This window comes from Pseudomonas sp. FW305-96 (assembly GCF_058783825.1).
Map to the genome: position 1 here is coordinate 210,103 of NZ_JBYSYW010000004.1, position 19,437 is coordinate 229,539.

General features: G+C 60.9%; 8 protein-coding genes. All 8 read right to left on the reverse strand.

The features are described from left to right. Positions 1-1,299 precede the first annotated feature (1,299 nt). A complete protein-coding gene (locus AC3WL2_RS05110; protein WP_028691534.1) occupies positions 1,300-1,656 on the reverse strand; it encodes a hypothetical protein in 357 nt (118 codons plus the stop codon). Continuing rightward, positions 1,653-15,338, reverse strand: coding sequence for a two-partner secretion domain-containing protein (locus AC3WL2_RS05115; RefSeq protein WP_102690715.1), 13,686 nt, complete (start codon positions 15,336-15,338; stop codon positions 1,653-1,655). The genes AC3WL2_RS05110 and AC3WL2_RS05115 overlap by 4 nt, the downstream gene beginning before the upstream one ends. Positions 15,339-15,662: 324 nt before the next feature. After that, positions 15,663-15,935, reverse strand: coding sequence for a DUF3077 domain-containing protein (locus AC3WL2_RS05120; protein WP_062360275.1), 273 nt, complete (start codon positions 15,933-15,935; stop codon positions 15,663-15,665). A 27-nt stretch (positions 15,936-15,962) separates the two neighbouring features. Then, complete coding sequence (locus tag AC3WL2_RS05125; protein WP_023631007.1) at positions 15,963-16,226, reverse strand: hypothetical protein; 264 nt, start codon at positions 16,224-16,226, stop codon at positions 15,963-15,965. A 761-nt stretch (positions 16,227-16,987) separates the two neighbouring features. Next, positions 16,988-17,305, reverse strand: a complete 318-nt coding sequence (locus tag AC3WL2_RS05130) for a DUF596 domain-containing protein (RefSeq protein ID WP_158247488.1) — start codon at positions 17,303-17,305, stop codon at positions 16,988-16,990. Between the two features lie 507 nt (positions 17,306-17,812). Then, positions 17,813-17,959 (reverse strand): hypothetical protein, encoded by a 147-nt coding sequence (locus AC3WL2_RS05135; protein WP_158247489.1) that lies wholly within the window; start codon positions 17,957-17,959, stop codon positions 17,813-17,815. Positions 17,960-18,214: 255 nt separating this feature from the next. Further along, positions 18,215-18,664, reverse strand: a complete 450-nt coding sequence (locus AC3WL2_RS05140) for a DUF2247 family protein (protein WP_102685369.1) — start codon at positions 18,662-18,664, stop codon at positions 18,215-18,217. A gap of 246 nt (positions 18,665-18,910) precedes the next feature. Next, positions 18,911-19,423: a hypothetical protein gene (locus AC3WL2_RS05145; RefSeq protein WP_102685368.1), complete on the reverse strand. Its 513-nt coding sequence runs from the start codon at positions 19,421-19,423 to the stop codon at positions 18,911-18,913. Positions 19,424-19,437: the final 14 nt, after the last annotated feature.

Below are 19,437 nucleotides of genomic sequence, written 5' to 3' on the forward strand. Positions count from 1 at the left end.
ACTCCCAAAAGTTTCTGTATATCCGTAGGTATCTGGTTACCGCGAAGAGGGCTTCGGCTGTCGCCGGCACTACCGTTCCAGTGGTATTCGCCATTACTGCCCATGAATTGTAAAAAGGGGACTAAAAAGGGGACAGATTTATTTTTCACACTCTAAATTTCGACTTGCCCCGCTTCCAGCGCTAGACGTCCTTACTAATATCTTCAGCATCAAGCTTCGTCGCCGTCTTGGCCATGCAAAGGCAGACATTAGGTTAGTAAAAATAAATCCGCCCCCTTTTCTCTTCTTTTCTCTTTATACCCTATACCCCGCAAGTCTCATGTGCGAAAGCAACATCTCATCGAACATCTCATCAGACACACCCCTCATTGACCTGACACTCTTCCAATTCCAGAAAATCGGAAGAATTTTACTATCTAGGCGATCACACCCCTCAAGAAAAATACTAGCCAAATCATATTTATCCAAGTTTGGATTTTCCTCTAGCACCCTGTTTAGCACAAAGCTTGGCAGCACCCCATCAAGAATTCTCGACAATAAATCGTTATTTCCAGAAAGCGGCATGAATCGCCCCATCCACTGTTTCAACATTTAAAGCCACAAGACCACCCCAGTTATCTTTTTGCCCTAACCAAGAATTAGCACCTCAAAACACTTCATGCCTAAGCAGCTTAAACCCCGCCTGCATCATGATTCTCTCCAAAGCAGATGAGCGATCCGTAGCACTTATATAAAGCAGGACCGTATAATCCGGATAATTTTGCTCTACCGCATCACCATCAAAAGGATCAACATTCAACTTTAAAACAAAATTCTCTGTATCACCCCACCCAGCATATAATAAATACCCCCCTGATAAGAGCTATCTCTTTCCTCGAAAGCTTCCCCCAAGGTTCGTTCTACATTAACTTTTGCCGAGAGAAGACCTAGGTCTTTCGCACCATATAGATCATACGCAACAGTCATTTTGGTAAGTTCACACTCGGTGCACGACTCGAGGCCGTTGCCGCAGAGTCATAAATCATCAGTGGAAAAGGGGACAGTGGAAAAGGGGACAGATTTATTTTCCACACTCTAAATTTCGACTTGCCCCGCTCCCAGCGCTAGACGTCCTCACTAACATCTTCAGCATCAAGCTTCGTCGCCGTCTTGGCCGTGCAAAGGCAGAAATTAGAGTAGAAAAAATAAATCTGTCCCCTTCTCTCTGTCGAAAAATAAATCCGTCACCCTCCTAAATCTGCCAATTTTTCCTCGCCCAAAGGCGATACACAAAGGCGAAAGATTTATTTTCCATGAGATTCATTCCTCATCCCAAAAATTTCCCGGCGTTACGTAAGCGCCGTCCTTTAGGACCTCACACCAACCAAAATACCGATGAAACATTTTCAGATCGACTATTAAGTAACGATCTTCCTCAAGTAGTGCCAAGCTGATTTCTGAGAGCGCATAGTGAGAGTACTCTCCACCTGTCCCTGGGATAACCCGCTGTTCGAGTGCCGCTCTCTCCCATTCCGTCACCGTTCCGCTGGCGACTGGCAAAGGATCGAAAAACTCGACCTCAAAAGTCTCCGAAACTCTACAGAGGCAAGGAAGATACCGCAACTCCAGCAGCCTTTGACTTATAAGGTCTTTCTCAAAACGAATCGTCAAAATCATTTTTTCAACGCGCTCCTTGGCACGACAACGTCACCAGAGAAATTCTTCTCAAACGTTTTCACTGGGCTGAAATATTGAACACCATGCGGGTCGCGTACCGCTACCACCGCAACGCCGTTTCTCGTGGTAACACCGTCCACCACAACAAAATGAGAAAACCGCGTGCCGTTCGTGTTGTCAACAATCCGTGCAATAACAGGCGTTCCTGAGGTGGTATACCGCTCAAGGTCAGCAACGTTCCGGCTACCGAAAGCCTGGGCGGGAACACCCTCGCTTCGCAGGAGCGACGCGACATCATGGGGATAGATCCCGTCCTTTTGCGGCTTCAATTTCTGTATGAGGCTGTCTATATCAACTTTCTTACCCAAGGTGTCCAACACCATACCGCATGAATTATGACCGCAAGTTGGATTAGGGCCTTGGTTGACAACCAATCGCTCCCCATTACGCGTTATATCATCCTTTGACAGCGGGTTACGCGGATCAATCACGCCTGCTCTGGATTGCGCCATCCGCTCGATTGCAGCCTGAACCCTCGGAGAATCCAGCACGCCCCCCGAAACACCTGGCGGACGCAGTCCATTGATGCGTTGCCCGATAGGCAACATGGCAATCATGTTGAGCATCGGCGCCCATTGCCCGGAGACATCCGCCAGTTTTTCGAGGCTCAGTACCGCGCGTTCGGTCAACAGTTCCTTGAACTCAGTACAGGTCGGCGTCAGGCAGTTGAGTTTTTCCAGGTCCGCCAAACCGGAGGCGATCTGCCCCATCAGGTCCCGGGCGCGGACCACGCCTCCGGTTTCCTTGGCCCACTCGAAGTTTTCCTCGCTCTTGAGCTTGTGCTCGTTGGCGACCCACAGCTTTTTCTGGCACCCCTCGTCAAGACCACAGATGTTCATGTCGTCCACGAAGTCCGGCATGTCGTTGTGGCTGAGGTTGTTGTATTGCGTGGCATTGCCCGCCACCCAACTGCCGGCCTGAAGACTGCCGGCATTGCCGCCATCAACCGCTGCCGCCGCCACCACACCCAGCAACTGCGAAGACATCAGCATCAGATAGTCGCGCTGCTTCGGATTCATCGCCGTCGCCATCCGTCGCAACTGATTGGCGAACGCTTCGTTTACCCCCGCTGCCATGGCTCCGACGGCGAAGTCGCTGCCCGACGCTTCGGCGATAAAGCCGCCGACCAGGGCATGCAGGGCGATCTTTTCCGGGCTGCCGGTCTTGAGGTTGAGGTGGCCAACCTGATCGAAGGACACCGCCGCCAAGGAGTTGTAGATCGTCGACTGGAGTATGCCCGCGAGCGTGACATCGCGTCCGAAGGCCTTGGCGACCAAGGCGGCCGATGTGTTGTTGATCAGTTGCTGTCCGGCAAAGTGACCAATGGCCTCCATCGAGCCGAGGTCGACAACCGTCTTGCCATTGACCTGCTTGGTCATGGTCATGTCGCCAAGGTAATGATCGGCTATGCCAGCCGTGATCGTGGCGATCGCGGCGTTGGTCAGGCCGTCCTTGCTGGCGACAGCCTTCAGGCCTGCGCCAAGGTCTCCCTTGTTGTTGATCGTGCCGACCGCACCGGTAGTGGCCAGGCTCGCAGCACCGGCCAACTGCATACCGGACAAGCCCGCACCCGCAGGTCCGAGCATCACCGTCATCAGGATGGCGATCACCATCTGCGCTGCCGGACCAAGGCCCGAGTTGGCGTATTTGAAGCTTGTGTGCACCTCCTGGACCTGGCGCCAGTCGACGCCGCCTTGCGCCTCCAGTTCCTTCAGCCAAGCCAGCTTGGGATCGGCCTTGACCATTGCATCAATGGACTCGCGCACCGTCTGCTGATTGACCTGACGTACATCAGCACGAATGCTGCCTACGGCAGAGATCGCGACGTCGCCCGTGGCCACCAGTTCGCTCTGACGCAACGTCTCGTCGGTGCGCCCCTTGCCCTTCATGCTGAACCAGCCAGCGTCTGACTTGCTCTTCTCGTGACTCTCCTGATGCAGGTCCTTGACCCCTTCGAAGGTGATGTCGCCCCCGCTTTCCAGGGTCAGGTCGTCGCCGCTGGTGAGCTTGGCCACCTGGTAGCGTTGGTCGCCATCACTGACGAGGGTCAGGTCGCCACCACTGGTGATCTCACTACCGACATGACGCACGTCGGTGACTTCATCGCGCCTGGTCTTCTTGCTGCCGAAGCTGCCCTTGCTCTTTTTCTGGTACAGCGAGTAATCGCTGTCGGTCTCGGCCAGCAGTTCGAGCTGGTCACCGGCATAGAGGAAGGCCTCGTCGCCCGCGCTGACGCGGCTGGAGATAAGCCTGAGGTCCTCGCCTGCCGTGAGCGAGACATCGCCGCCAGCCTTGAGGTCGGTCGCCACCTGGCGGACATGGTCCTCCTGGCGCGTGACTTTTTTGCTCTTGGCGTAGAAATGCTCCTCGTTGGCCGCGGAGGCCAGGGTCAGGTCGTTGAGGGCATCGACGGTGATGTTGCGCTTGGCCTCCAGTTCGCTGCCGACGGCGGTGAAGTCGTGGCCGGCGAATATGCCCAGGTCGCGGCCCGCGGTAACCTGCGAGCCAAACTGGGTGATGCTCTCGCTGCTCTGGCGCCCGTTGCGGTACTGGGTGCTCTGCTCGGCCGAGCCGATCAGCAGGTCACGGCCCGTGCGGATCTCCAGGTCGCGGCCGGCCTGCAGCACGCCGCCGACGTTGACCATGTCGCGACCGGTGGACATCGACAGGTCGTTGCTCGCCTCGATGCGCGCGGCGCTGTCCAGGGTCGCCCAGGTGGTGTAGCGGCCCTGCTCCTGCGACTGGGTGCGCTCGTTGACCACGTCGCCCAGCAAGGTGGAGAGGTTGACGTCACGCCCTTTGATGATGCCGCCGGCACCGTTGTACAGGGTGTTGCCCGCCAGCAGGTCGACCCGCCCACCGGCTTCGATCAGCCCGGTGTTGACCAGGTTCTCGCCCGCGCTGGCCGACAGGTTGTTGCTGGCACGCACGGTACCGGGGTTGATCAGGTCGGTGCCGGCGATCAGGGTCACGTCCTTGCCTTCGATCAGGGCGCCGTTGGGTGCCAGCCGGTCATTGGCGTTGGCCAGATACAACACCGGCACCAGCACTTTCTCACCCATCACCTGGTGCTCTTCGAGCCAGACGATGTCGTGGGTCAGTGCCGCCACCTGCGATGCCGTCAAGCTCACCCCGACGGACAGGTTCAATTGCTGCTTGCTGGCCAGCGCGTTGTCCATCAGGTGGCGATACAGCGCCTCGTCGGAGGTCTGCCCGTCGATGTAGCGCTTGCCGGTGCGGGCCGTGACCGCCTGCTGGATCAGGCGCTGCTCGTAGAAACCGTCGCCCAGGCGTTTCCAGCTCTTGTCCGGGTCATAGCCGAGATTGCCGAGCAGGTAATCCGAACTCATGAACTGCTTGAGGTCGGTCAGCACCGGGTCGGTTTCGATCAGGTACTTGTGCGGCTGGGCGCCGGTCGTGGCAACAGGCACGCCTTGCACACGAGGGATGCTCAGCGGGTCGACCGCACTGGCCCGGCTGGAAACGCCGGCGGCCACGCTCGGGCTGACGGCCGCGACCGTCGGCAATACGGGGGCCGGTTGCGTGATCGTGGCGCCACCACCCGATCCGCTGGCCAGGCGCGGCGCCTCCACTTGTACAGGGGTGAACTGGTGACCGGCGCCCAGTTCGCTGCGGCCTGGCAGCGCCTGAGGCCCCTGCCCCGCCGTGATCGCCTCGACCCTGACGGCGGCGATCTGCGTATCCAGGTCGATGCCCTGGCGCTGGCGCTCGCCCAGTTGACGCTCGCTGGCGCTGCTCGGCGCCAGCGCTGCGATATCGACAGCGCGCCCCTGTACCTGCGGCAGCGGTTGCTGGCGCTGCTGCAGGTCGATGCTGGCCCCCCCCAGCGTCCAGCTGGCAGGCGCCGGGTTGGCCGCAGAGATGCTGGCCTGGCTGGCGGCCTGGCTGCTGAGGCGGAACAGGCCACTGCCGCTGCTGGGCAGGCTGAAGCCGGGCAGCTCCAGCGGGTTGACCTGGCGCTGGGCCAAATCAGGCGGCAACTGCCGGTTCGGCGCCACCACCGTGCGGGTGAACGTGGCGGCCATGCGCGTGTCCAGCGCGCGCCCGGCGTTGGCGCCTGGGGCGTTCCAGGCTTGCTCGATGCCGTTGCTCAACCGTGTGGCGGCTGTGATCGAGACATTGCCACCGGCCTGGATGATCGCCGGCAGGTAGGTCGGCGCTTCGCCGGCAATGATCTTCTCGGCAAAGACATTCGCACCGCTGGCGCCTGCGGGTAGTGCAGTACGAACACCCGGGACATACATCGACGGAGCAAGGTAGTTCCTGCTGTAGTAATCGCTGCCCTTCCACGACTGGACGGCAACCGAGCCGAAGTTGAGCCAGTTGGACTGCTCACGGGGTGGACCACAGCACCTGAAACTGTGTGGCATCAACCGCGAAGCCTGGCCATCGGCGTTCAGGAACCAGAAATCGTAGGCGTACTGTGCATCGTTGTACCGGTTATATGCGTACATCTCGATCGTATTGACCGAAGCATCCAGGTACTTGAAGCTGGTGAAGCTCCCAACTGCACTTCCTTGGTTCTCGAAGGTATCGACCACGATGGTGATATTGCCGCTGGCCGCCACCTGCGAATTGCTGTTGGTGAACCGACTGCCACTGATATGCAGGTCCTTCCCCGAGGTGATGCTGGCTGCCACCGAGTCGGCACCTACAGGTGCCGAAGTGCGAATTTGTTCGACCAGGACGTAATGGGAAGGATCGGATCTGGTAATGCCCAGCCTTGGCGCAATGCAGCTGTAGCAACGAATCCCGAGCGCCGAAGAAATGACCTCCCGGTTTACGCTGAAGTTGTTGCGCTCGTTGACCACCTGCGTCGCGTTCAGGCTGAAGTTGCCCAGGCTCTGCATCTGCCCTGACAGGTTGCGGATCAGCGTTGCCCGGCTGCCCGGGAGCAGGCCGCCGATGGCGATGTCGCCGATGCCGTACAGGTCCGCCAGGGTGTTGTTCAGGCTATCCGTGGCCACTTGCATGCCGGCGCCCGAGAAGATCAGGCCGCCGTCCTGGTTGGTGATGCCACCGGCGGTCAGCTGCAGGCCTCCCGAGCCTGCCAGCGTGCCGTTGTTGACCAGTTGCCCGGCATTGATCTTCAGCGTCTGCCCGGCCGTGATGCGGCCCAGGTTGCCCAGCGCCGCGAGACCGCCCGCACTGCCCAGGGTCACATTCCCGGCGCCGGCGAGCGTGCCGGTGCTGGGCAGGTCGATGCTGCTCGCATCCAGCGACAGCGCCCCGAGGCTGGTTGCGCGACCGCCGCCGCCGTAACGGCCGGACAGCGCCAGCGCCAGGCTGCCGTTGCTGGCGATCAGGCCATCGTTGCTCCAGTTGGTGCCGGTGCCCACCAGGCTGTCGCTTGCCAGCAACTGCCCGCTGCCGGTCTGCACCAGCTCACCGACATTGACGGTCAGGCGCGCCGCCTGGATCACGCTGCTGTTGGTCCAGCTCGCAGCGTTCAGGGTCAGGCCGCCAAGGGTGACGATTTCGCCGCCGGCCCCGCCGAGGTTGGCCAGGCCGATATCGAACGTGCCGGCCCCTCCATGCACCAGACGCCCCCCGGCATTGAGGAAGCCAGCCGACTGTAGACTCAGGTCCTGGTTGGCGATTTCCAGCACGCCGCCACGGTTGTCCAGCGCCCCCGTCAACTGCAGGCGCGTGCCGCCGGCACTGCCCAAGGTGCGCAGCTGGCCGCCCTGGTTGTCGAGGCTGGCTGCGCTCAGGCCCAGGCGGCTATCGCTCTCGATGATGCCGCCGGTATTGAGGAGGCGGCCACGCAAGCCGAACTCCACGGCCTGGCCGGCGATCTGGCCATTGCCGCCGTTGTCCAGGTCGATGGCATCGATGCCCAGTTGCCCCAGGGCAAAAAGGCCGCCACCGCGGTTGTTCAGGTTGGCGGTGCGTACGTCCAGGGCGCCGGCCTGGGCGGCCAGGCGGCCACCGCTGTTGTCCAGCCCGCCGATGGCGATCAGCTTGAGCTGGCGCGCCTGGATGATACCGTTCTGGGCGTTGCCCAGCAGGCCGCCGACCTTGGCATCGAGCAGCCCTTGCAGGCTGGCGAGCACTCCGCCACGGTTGTCGACGCTGGCGGCCTCGAGCAGCAGGTTGCCGCCCTGCGCGATCAGCTTGCCGCCCTGGTTGTCCAGCGCGCCGAGACTGGTGAGGGTGACAGCACTCTTGGCCTGCGCAGCGCCGCCATGATTGCTCACGCGCGCGGCGTGCACCACGAGGCTGCCGTCATCGGCGTGAATCAGGCCGTCACGATCGTTGAGCACAGCGCCCGTGAGGTCCAGTTGAACGTCGCCGTTGGCGGCCAGCGTGCCCTTGTCGCTATTGTTGAGGCTGGCCCCAGCCAGACGCAGGCCGGCCTGGCTGACCAGTTGCCCTCCCTGGTTGAGCACCACGGCGGTACCCAGTACCTGCAAGCCCGCGCCGCTGAGGAGCTTGCCCTGGACGTTGCTCAGCTGGCCGGCAAGGTCCAGGGTCAGGGTGTCCAGCCCGACCAGCGTGCCACCTGAGTTGTCCAGGCCGGCGGCGCGCAGGCTGAAAGCCGCCCCGCTGTCGATCCGACCGCCTTGGCGGTTGTCCAGGGTGCCGTTGCCAAAGTCCAGGTGCTGCGCCGCGGCGCTGGCCAGGAACCCGCCACGGTTGTCGAGGCTGGCCGCCTTGACCCTTAGCATGCCCTGGCTGACCAGCGCTCCGCCCAGACTGTTGTCCAGCGCTGCGCCGAGCGTGATCGTCAGGTCGCCCTCCCGGCTGGAGAGCGTGCCGCCGTTGCGGTTGTCCAGGCTGCTGGCGGTCACCTCCAGGCCTTGGCTGCCGGACACCAGGCCGCCCTGGTTGAGCAGCCGGTCGGCGCCCAGCGTCAGGCGCCCGGTACTGATCAGCCGCCCGTCGCCGTTGTCGAGGGTGCGCGCGCCCAGGCTGAAGCCCTGCGCGCTGGAAATTTCACCCTGGCGATTGTCGAGGTCGCGCAGGTTGGCCAGGGTCAACGGACCTTTGCCATAAATCAGCCCCACACGGTTGTCGAGATCACCGGCCAGCCCCTCGAACAGCAAGGCCAGGCTGCCCTCGCTCAACAGGCGTCCGCCTTGCTGGCTGAGGCGGGTGGCCTGTACCTGCAGCGCGCCCTTGGCGGAAATCTCGCCGGCATCGTTGCGCAACTGTCCGGTGCTCAATACCAGGCTGTCCTTGCTGCTGATCAGGCCCTTGGCGCTGTTGTCGATTTGGCCGGCCTGCACTGTCAGGCGTTGCTCGGTCAGCACCTGGCCGCCCTGGTTGTCCAGGTTGGCGGCGTTCAGCTCGAGCAGCTGGCGGGCGTTCACCAGGCCGCCGGCCTGGTTGTCGAGCAGGCCGGCGACATCCAGACGCAAGTCACCTCGGCTGTTGACGTGGCCGCCGGCATTGGCCAGGCTCGCCGCCTTGAGCTCCACGCCTGCGGCGGCGATCTGCCCCTTGAGGTTGAGCAAGGCTCGCTCCACCACCAGGTTCAAGCCCTGCTGGCCGAGCAGCTTGCCGTTGCCGTTGTCCAACTCGGCTGCCGCCAGGCTGAAGGCGCTGGCACTGGAGATTTCACCGCCACGGTTGTCGACACGGGCCAGGCGCTTGAGCAGCAACTGACCTGGGGTAGTGATCAACCCCTGCTGGTTATCCAGCTCGCCGTGGTCGAGGTCCAGTTCGATGCGCTGCGCGCTGTACAGGGTACCGCCCTGTTGACGCAGGCTGGTGACGTTGGCGACCAGGGCCTGCTGGCTGGTGATGCGGCCAGCGCTGTTGTCGAGTCGGGCCGCGTCGATGTTCAGGCTGGCGCCACTGGTCAGGCGCCCGCCCTCCTGATTGTCGAGATTGCCGGTGGTGATGCGCAGCGCATCCTTGGCACTGACCGTGCCGGCCCGGCTGTCGAGGCTGGCGCCGTCCAGGTCGAGACGCCCGTTGGCAATCACCTGGCCGCCGCGGTTGGTCACCGCCCCCTGGCTTTCCAGCCACAGGTCGCCGGCGCTGGACAGCAGGCCAGCGTTGTTGCCCAGCAGGGCGCCGACAAGGCGCAAACCGCCTTCGCTGGTGATGCGTCCCTGGTCGTTGAGCAGGTCGCCCTCGACCTCCAGGTCCTGGCCGGTGTCACCACGCAACTCGCCGCCGCGGTTGTCCAGGCTGGCGCCGCGCAGGTGGACACTGCCGGCACCGATCAGGCCTTGCTGGTTGAGGGTCACCCGCTGTTCAAGCGTCAACAGGCCCTTGGCCAGCAGCAGGCCACCGGTGCTGTTGTCCAGGCGTTGCCCGACAAGTGTGACGCTGCCTTTGCCGTTAATCTCGCCGCCGCGGTTGTCCAGGTTCGCGGCCTTTAGCACCAGGGCGCCCGTTGCCCCCAGCAGCCCCGCCGCGCGGTTGTCGACCTGGTCGGTATCCAAGGCCAGCGCCCCCTCGGCCTGGACCTTGCCTTGCCGGTTGTCCAGCACACCCAGGCGTGCCTGCAGGTCCCCCTTGGCCGACAGCCTGCCCTCGGCATTGATCACGGTCGCGGCGCCCAGGTCGAGACCGCCATCGGCCTGCACGGTGCCTCCTTGGTTGCTCAATGTCCCGACGATCCGAAGCTGCGAATCCCCGAGGCTGCCCAGCAACCCGCCTTGGTTGTTCAAGCCGGCGGCACTGAGCTCTAGCCCTCGGGCACTGACCTGACCGCGCAGGTTGTCGAGCTGGCGGGCGATGCGCACGGTCAGGTGCTCGCCGCCCAGCAGTTTGCCGTCGGTGTTGTCCAGGCTATCGGCAAGCAACGTGTAGGCCTGCAGGCTGGAAATCTCGCCACGCTGATTGACCACCTCGCCGAGGTTGCGCAGCACCAGCGGGCCGGGCCCGCGAATCAGGCCGCCGCTGTTGTCCAACCGGCCTTGGTTCAGGTCCAGCTCCAGCCCCTGCAGGCTGAACAGCTCCCCGCCCTGCTGGTCAAAGCCGGTGACACTGGCTTTGAGAGTGCGTGCGGAAATGCTGCCGGTGGCCTGGTTGCCGACCTGTCCGGCCGTGAGCTGCAGACGCTCGCCGCTGCGTACGACACCTGCCTGGCCATTGTCCAGGGTGCCGGTGTCGAGGTTCAGGTTGGCTTCGGCGGTGAGTCGACCGCCGTTGCGGTTGTCGACGCTGGCACTGGCCAGCACCAGGCTGGCGTCAGTCTCGATGCGGCCGCCCTGGTTGTTCAACCCCTGCGCGACGGTGGCGCGCAGGTCGCCCTTGGCCGATAGCGTGCCTTGCTGGTTGAGCAGGGACGCGCCATCGAGGTCCAGGCTGCCATCGCTGTACAGCCGCCCCGTGCGGTTGTCGAGCAGCATCGCACCTGGGCCCTGGCCGCTGGCGGACTGGCCAAGCTGCAGATGCTGGCCCGCGCCGACGGTCCCGCCCTGGTTATCCAGCTGTGCCATGCGTAGCTCGACCTGCTGACCGAACAGCAGCCCTTTGCTCTGGTTGATCAAGCGCTCCAGCACCAGCGCCAGGTGCGTGCCCGCCAGCACCTTGCCGGCTTCGCTGTTGTCCAGCCTTTCGCCCGCGATGTCGACCCCCGACAGGCTGGCCAGCCGGCCGCCACGGTTGTCGGTGTCGGCAACCTGCAGGTCGAGCCCCGTGTTGCCGGAGACCAGCCCCCCACCACTGTTGTCGAGCGCATCACCGCGCAGGCTCAGGCGCCCTTCGCCGACGAATTCGCCGCCTTGCTGACGCAACTGACGAACATCCGCGTTCACCTCGCCCCGGCTGGCCATGCGGCCCTTGCCATTGTCCACCTCGGACGCATCCAGGCGCAGCAAGGCACCGGCGGTGAGCAGGCCCGCGCGGTTGTCCAGGTAGCGACCGGTGAACGTCAGGCTTTCCTTACCGCGCAGCAGGCCCTTGCGGTTGTCGAGGCTATCGACGGTCGACTGCAACTGGCGGTCGGCATGCAGGGTGCCCTGCTGGTTATCGACACTGGCACCGCGCAACGTCAGCAGATCGGCGCCGCTGACCAGGCCGGCGTGGTTGTCCAGACGCCCGAACGCCAGGTCGATCAGCCCCTTGGCGCGGATCTGCCCACCCTCGCGGTTGTTCAGCAAGGCGCCCGTGGCCACCCGCAAAGCACCATCGCTGGTCAGGCTGCCATGGTCGCTGTTGTCCAGGCTGCCGGCTTCGACCCGCAGGTCCTGGCCGGTGCTGAGGACCCCGGCACGGTTGTCCAACGCCCCGGTGACGTTCACGTGGGTAGCCACATCGCCGAGGATTTCACCCCCTCGGTTGTCCAGAGACGTCGCACGCACCTGGGTCAGGCCACCGCTGGAAATTTCGCCCTCGCCGTTGTCCACGGTGCCGACGACATCCAGGTCCAGGTCCAGGTCAGCACCCACGGTCCCACCATGGTTGGCCAGGCTGGCGGCACGCAGCTCGAGGCTGGTCGCCGAGACCAGGCCATGGGCGTTGGCAAGGGCGTGCTCCACCAGGACCTTCAGCGCCTGATCGCTGTGCAGCGTGCCGTCACCATTGTCGAGGCTGTGGGCGGCCAGGGTGAATCCCATGGCGCTGGATATTTCGCCACCACGGTTGTCGACGCCGGCCAGTTGCCGAAGCACCAGCTGCCCGGGGGTGTGAATCAGGCCGCCGCGGTTGTCCAATGCGCCAAGCGACAGATCGAGCGTCAGGTCAGCATCGCTGACCAGTTGCCCGCCCTCCTGCTGGTCCAGGCGCCCGAGTTCGGCCAGCAATCCCTTGTGGCTGGCGATCCGGCCGCCCTGGCTGTTGTCCAGCTCGTTCGCCTTCAACACCAGGAGGTCACCGCTGCGCAGCTGGCCAGCCTGGCGGTTGACAAGCACCTTGCTGGAGATCGTCACGGGCCCTGTGCTTTCGAACAGGCCGGCATCGCCGTTATCCAGGCGCTGGCCCGTGAACGCCAGGCGCCCCCCGCCCTTGATCTGCCCCGCCCGATTATCCAGCGCCTGCAGGTCGAGGTCGATATCGCCTGTGGCCAGAACTTTGCCAGCACGGTTGTCCAGGGCCGCGTCGCCGAGCAACAACGCGCCACCAGCGCTGATCAGGCCTGCACGATTGAGTAGTTCGGCTTCGATGCGCGCTTTCAATCCGGCGTTGCTGACCAGTTCTCCGGCAGTGTTGTCCAGACGGTTTGCATGAACATCCAGCGCCTGTGCGGCGATGCGGCCCCGGGCATTGTCCAGGGCCTGTCCAATATGCAGCGTAAGCCTCTGCTCGGCGAGCAGCTTGCCGTCCTGGTTGTCGAAGCTGTCGGCCTCCAGCGTGAAGGCTTGCTGGCTGGAAATTTCACCGTGGCTGTTGCCAACCGTGGCCAGGTTGCGCAGCAGCAAGGCGCCCGGGCTCTGCAGCGTGCCGCCCTCGTTGTGCCAGTGGCCACGCAAGAGATCCAGTGTCAGCCCCTGGGCGGCGCTGATGCGCCCCTGGCGGTTGTTCAGGCCGTTGCTGGTGAGCAGCAGGCTGCCGTTGCCGGCGACCTGCCCTTGCAGGTTGACCAGGCTGCCGGCCTGCAGCACCAGGTTCCGTTCGGCCAGCACCCGGCCACGGCTGTTGTCCAGTTGGCCGGCGACCTGCAATTGCAGGCTACCACGGGCCTGCAGGGTGCCGTCCTGGCTGAGCAGGGTCGCGGCGTTCAAGGTCAGGTTGTGACCGGCGATCAGCCCGGCGGTGTTGGCCAGTTGTCCGGCGATGCGCACCTGCAGGTCGTTGCCGCCGAGCAGCTTGCCGGCGCTGTTGTCCAGCTGCCGCGCCACCAGCGCATAGGCCTGGCCGGCGGAAATCTCGCCGCGCTGGTTGTTGACCGTCCCCAGTCGTTGCAGGGTCAGTTGGCCCGGGGTTGTGAGCAGGCCACCTTCGCTGTTGTCCAGGTGGCCGTCCGCCATGTCCAGGGTCAGCGCCTGGGCGCCATGCAGCTGGCCGGCGCCGCGCTGGTCGAGCTGGCCAAGGCGCGCCGTGGCCTGGCCGTCGCTGGCGATGCGCCCGGCATTGCGGTTGTCGACACTGGCGGCCTGCAGTTGCAGGTCCTGCCCGGCCGCGAGGGTGCCGCTGCGGTTGTCCAACTGCCCGGTGACGGCGATGTCCAGCGCCTGGCCGGCACTCAGCTTGCCGTTCTGGTTGTCCAGCTGATTGGCGCGCAGGGTGTTGCGCGCCTGGGCCGACAGCTCGCCATTGCGGTTGTCCAGGGTCTGGGTGGTGACGCTCTGGGTCTGGCCGGCGCTGACCAGCCCGCCCTGGTTGCCCAGCGACTGGCTGGCCTGCACCACCTGGTTGCGCCCCGCCAGCGCCCTGCCCTGGGCGCTGTTGTCCAGGTTGGCGGCGGCGATGTGGCTGTCCTGTCCGGCACTGAGGGTACCGCTGCGGTTGTCCAGGCGCCCTTGCACCTGGACGGCCAGGTCACGGCTGGCGACGATGCTCTTGCCGGTGTTGAGCAACTGCCCACTGGCGACACTCACATCACCTAGGGTGTTGCGACTGCCGTCGGCATTCACCCCCGCCTCGATCACGCCGAGGTTGGCCAAGGTGCCAGCCGCGTGAAGGCTGATCCGGTTGCCGGCGGTAATGGCCTGGCGCGAGGTCAGGTCCGCGCTGCTGCGCACCTCTACCTCGGCGGCGCGGTGTACCGGCCCTTGCAAGTCCATGCCTGCGGCCTGGAGCTTGACCGCACCACTGGCGCTGGCCTGGGCCATGGTCAATTGGCCGTTGGCGTCCAGGCGGATATCGCCGCCACTGGCTGCCACATCCCCCGCCAGCCGCACACCGACACCCGCTTCGGTGCCCACCAGGCGAATGGCCCCGGCGTACATGCCGCCCAGGGCGCTAGAATCGATGGCCAGAGCCGGCGCGTCGGCGGCATTGCCGGCGCGCGGCGTCGCGGCCAGGGTCTGGGCGTCGACATCGTTGCGCCCGGTGATGACGTTCAGCTCACGGGCGCGCAACTGCGCGTTCAGGCGCGCCGAGCGGGTGATGATGTCGAAGCGCTCGACGTTGTCGGCATTGAGCCCGGCGCCTTCCAGCGCAACGCTGCCGCCATCCACCTGATAGCCACTGACCGCGCCACGCCCATCGAGCAGCGGTTTGCCGGTGCTCAGGGTCACCTGGGGCGTGTTGATGAAACCGCAACCATCGCAGGTGATGCCGTGAGGGTTGGCGACGATGACCTTGGCCGCATGCCCGGCCACTTCGGTGTAGCCGCGCAACTGGCTGGCGTTGGCGCCGTTGACCTCGTTGAGGATGACGTTGGCCGCGGTGCCCTGCAGGTTCGGGTTGCCGAGGATGATGCCGCCCAGCTGGGTGCCCTGGGTGCGGTCGGTGGCGTTGTTGAGGATCAGCCCCTGCTGGCCGACGTTGTAGTCGCTGAACTGGTTGTGCGACAGGCCGCTGCCGTTGGGCGCGGCGATATTGACGATGGGCACGCCGTTGCCCGCCTGCCCCAGGCTGGTGCCCGGCCCGCTGACCACCACGCCTTCGGCGGCCTGTGCCCACAGCGGCTGCCAGAACATGGCGTTGGCCAGCAGGAACGCCAGGCCGCGCTTGGGCAGGCCGCAGAAGTGCTCACGGGGCTGAACTACGGCCGAGCGTTGGCGGGCCAGGAAGGCAAACAGGCGGACGTCCATGTCAAATCTCGCGGGTCAGGCATCCAAATGCACGCCCAGGCGCGCAGGCGCCGGGCGAATCGTCTGGTTCAGCAAGTCGGTTGGGGCTCGGAGCGTGGCTGCACAAGCGCTGCAAACTGGCGCGGATACTATGTGGCCATCATTTTGGCGTCAATTTGCCATCATTGGATTTTTCGGGATTTTCTTGTCGGTCAAGCCAAGACCATTGAGATAGAGCGGCCGAGGCCAGAAAAAAATTTTCAGCACATTCGAATGGAGTGCGGCAGGGCTACGGAGTGGGAGTTGCTGGCAATCCCACCCCACAGGAACAAGCGAGCCTTGCGGTCAGTGCGCCATCCCCAGTTCCGCATCATCCATCAGTGCCTTGGCCAGAGCACTGAGATAGTGCGCAGCCCAGACCATTCGCGGGTCTTCGTCCATCACCCCGACCAAGGTCAGGTGCCGCACATAGTCCATCAGCTCCGACGCCTGTTCGCGGGCATGCTGGCAAGGGATGCCAGGCTCGATGCAGAACAGCGGTTGGGCATCCTTGCCCTCGCCCTGGTAGAAACGGGTCTTGCCCGGCGTGAGCGGGGTCTTGCCATCGTCTGTGGTCATGATCGATCTCCCTGAAAACGTCGTCGGCTAGTGCAGCGTGCGGGGCTCGCTCGGCGCCTGGGCCGAGTGCTGCACCTGGGTCAGGGCGGATTCGAGCAACGTGCGCACCGCCTCCATCTCGTGGGCGGCGGCCAGCATCAGGATCGCGCCGGGTGACCGGGGCTTGAGCTGCACGGCCTGGTTGGCCACCGTGAGGGCGCAGAAGGCGTACTCGATGGCGCGTACCAAGGTGTCTTCGAGGAAGTGGGCGTGGTCTTGGGGGGAAGGTGGATCGGGGACAATCTTCAGCATGCTCGTACTCCAACAATGGTTGAGGGTTGAGCTGTCAGCTGAGCTGCTGTCAAACAGTCGGGTGGCAGCTGTACGCGGGTTGACAGACCGAGATTGTTGGCACTCGGCGCACACTAGGTGCCCACACGTACAGCCGCCATTGAGCGAATGCACACGAGGACAACAATCGACGGTCTGTCAAAACCGACCGCTGAATTGGCAGCGGCTGGTCGAGACTAGAAGCCGAGGTGGCCTGGGGCAAGGCCTGAAAGGCGGTAAAAGCATGCTTCGGAAATGGACTACAAGGAATAAGGAAATTCCGATTAACCGAAGCCAATACAGACTGTCGAAACCAGGAAAATTCTACCGACGCATTGCACCAATCGCAGCTGTCATTCCTGCTCTTCCAGCGAGTTGTTCACGTTGCTCTATGGTTTTTCGCGGTTTACCCAGTCAATGCGCTGCGTCATTTGATCACCTGCTTACTTCATCGCAAAGAAAAAACAAAGAGAAAAGCTTCGTCAATCCAGTGGATGCTCTCTGCCGTAGGCATGCAAATCCTCGAGTGCTATATCCCAGATTAAAGGTAACAGATTCATTTTCTATAGCTCTAATTTCGACGTGCCCCACCTCCTGCGCTCGACGTCCTCAACGGAGCCTTAAGCACTAGATTTCTTCGTCTTGGTGATGCATCAGCAGACAATGGAGTAGGACAAACAAATCTGTCCCCTTTCCGCCAGCCCTCTTTTCTTCACTTTTCGCAACAATGTTACAGGCATTGCTCATGTCCAAACTTCCGTACCGTCCTTGTAAACCCAAACGAGGCCTCCCGGCACCCAACTAACCCCATCTTTTGTGATCCAAAATAGCGCTTCGTCAGTATCTTGTTCTGCAGGCCAAGCCGAATCAAATGCAGCTATTTGTTCAACAACATCCCCTTTCAATCGGTCCCCATTAGCGAGAAACACCCTACCCTCAAGAATCAGCTCAGCCAGCACCTGCAAAAAAATACGCTTACGGTCGTTGTAACCCTCACAAGAAAATGTCTTGCAGACGCTCAGCCACAGCGCGTCAACTGCTAAGCCTTGACTCCACTCCACGATTTCCTTGAATTCTTCGGAATCTCGACAGCACAAAAGCATTTTAATTTCGCCTCCAGCTTTGGAGCTTTCGCCCCTGAATGTCCGATGATATCAAGCGCCCATAGAGCACCAGACTCTGCAGTAGAAACTTGAGCCATTGCGCAAGTTCATTTGAACGCCATCAGCCCCCACCAACGTATAGAGTTCAACGGTTTGGCCTCGAATAGTTATCGATTTGGGGGCCGGCAGCTGCGCAACACCCCCGAGCTGCACGAATAAGACTTCACCATGCCTTCGGAGGCCCCTACATCGAAAAAGACCGAAAAAGGGAACAGATTTATTATTTATTCTAATTTCGACTTGCCCCGCTTCCCGCGCCAGACGTCCTCACTGATATATTAAGCATCAAGCTTCTTCGTCGTCTTGGCCATGCAAAGGCAGAAATTAGAGTAGAAAATAAATATTTCCCCTTTTTTGCCCTTTTCTGTCAGTCACTTTTCTGTCACTCTCTTCCACTTCACCAACTCAATCACCACTCTCTAATGCCTCTGGATGAAATTCCTCCCCGCGCACAAAAATTTCCCGCCATTCCTCGGCCGTGAGTGAAACACCATTGGCATTTGAGTAAAAAACAAACTCCAACTCCATGTCTGAATTTACGGAAATCTCCATGAACGGCCCCTCATTCCCCTCCTTGTATACGCACAGATAAGGAAAGTTACTATTTACATCGCCAACCTTCTCAAACACCAAACTGGTCACAATCTCACTCATCTAAACCCAGTAAACTTACCACCCACCCGGCCGTACGACAGCAAAACATTAGAGCAGAACAAACAAGCTGTCCCTTTTGTCCTCATTTTTTCTAAACCTTCACTACGCCCTTACCGACACCTTAAAGCACCAGGCTTCACCGCCGCCTTCGAATTATCGGAGCAAAAACCTCTCTCTTAGTTTTTCCACAACTTGGCTCATTGCTACAAGCGGGTCGACACCATCCTGAGAGTAAATACTGCACGAAGCCATATCCTCCGGACAATTAAAGTCCGCATAGACCTCCTGAAGTCTATTTATTTTATCTTCGTCACTGTCATTCGACGCATCAATACAAAGCAGAAAAGCTAAACGCCACTTCTCAATTTCGGCAACAAGATCCGTCATCTCCATTTGCTTTGAGACAACTTCAAGAAGTTCTTCATCGTTTAAATATTCGCCTCCAGCAATGATGGCAACGCGCTCGCTTTCGCAACCATTTAAAAGCTGACTCATGGCAAATTCAAAAATATCTTCTCGCCCTATCCAGCGCTTTCTATATCCCAAAAAAATGGTTGACCAACAAGCCAAACCTAAACTGATCAATACACCAAGCGGTGACATTACCTTCTCCTTATTTTTTCGGAATTTTATTCGAAAAAGGGGACAGATTTATTTTTCACACTCTAATTTCGACTTGCTCCGCTTGCAGCGCTAGACGTGCTCACTGACTTCTCAAGCTTCGTCGCCGTCTTGGCCATAAAAAGGTAGCAATTAGAATAGAAAAATAAATCTATCCCTTTTCTGGTGATCATAGTGGTCTTTGATGGGGACTTTTAGAGTAGAGCTGTCATAGTCCATTTTACACAATCAAATCAGACCAGCACCTCGCAAAATGACCTCACTTGCAAACTCTAACCCACCAACTTCTACCTTAGAGCCGTCTATGTAATGGGAGTTTCCACAAACGTTACACTGACAAGCCAACAGGCCGTTATGTCTACCTATAAAAACGCGCATCCCATCGGATTCACACCTAGGGCATTGCTTATCAATTTCGATAGTTATCAACGCCTCCATTGTGTCGCGTAGAAACCGCGCAATAGATTCAGCCTCCTTAGCCTGATATTTCAAGACGACTTTTTTGAAGTGCCCTATATCACTGGGTAAAAACGACGAGTAATCAACAGGCATTATATCTTCATTTACATGTAAAAACTCATCGAACCCGTAGATAGAAAATGGCTCAACAGCAAACCACTTATAATTACCCCTAAGCCACGAAAGAATCACCACAAGAACATCTTTTAGTGATGATTCTTCACTAAGTGGCATCACAGCCAACTGAAGTTCACGCCACACTTGCACAGGAAGAGATCGCATCAATTTATCGCCTT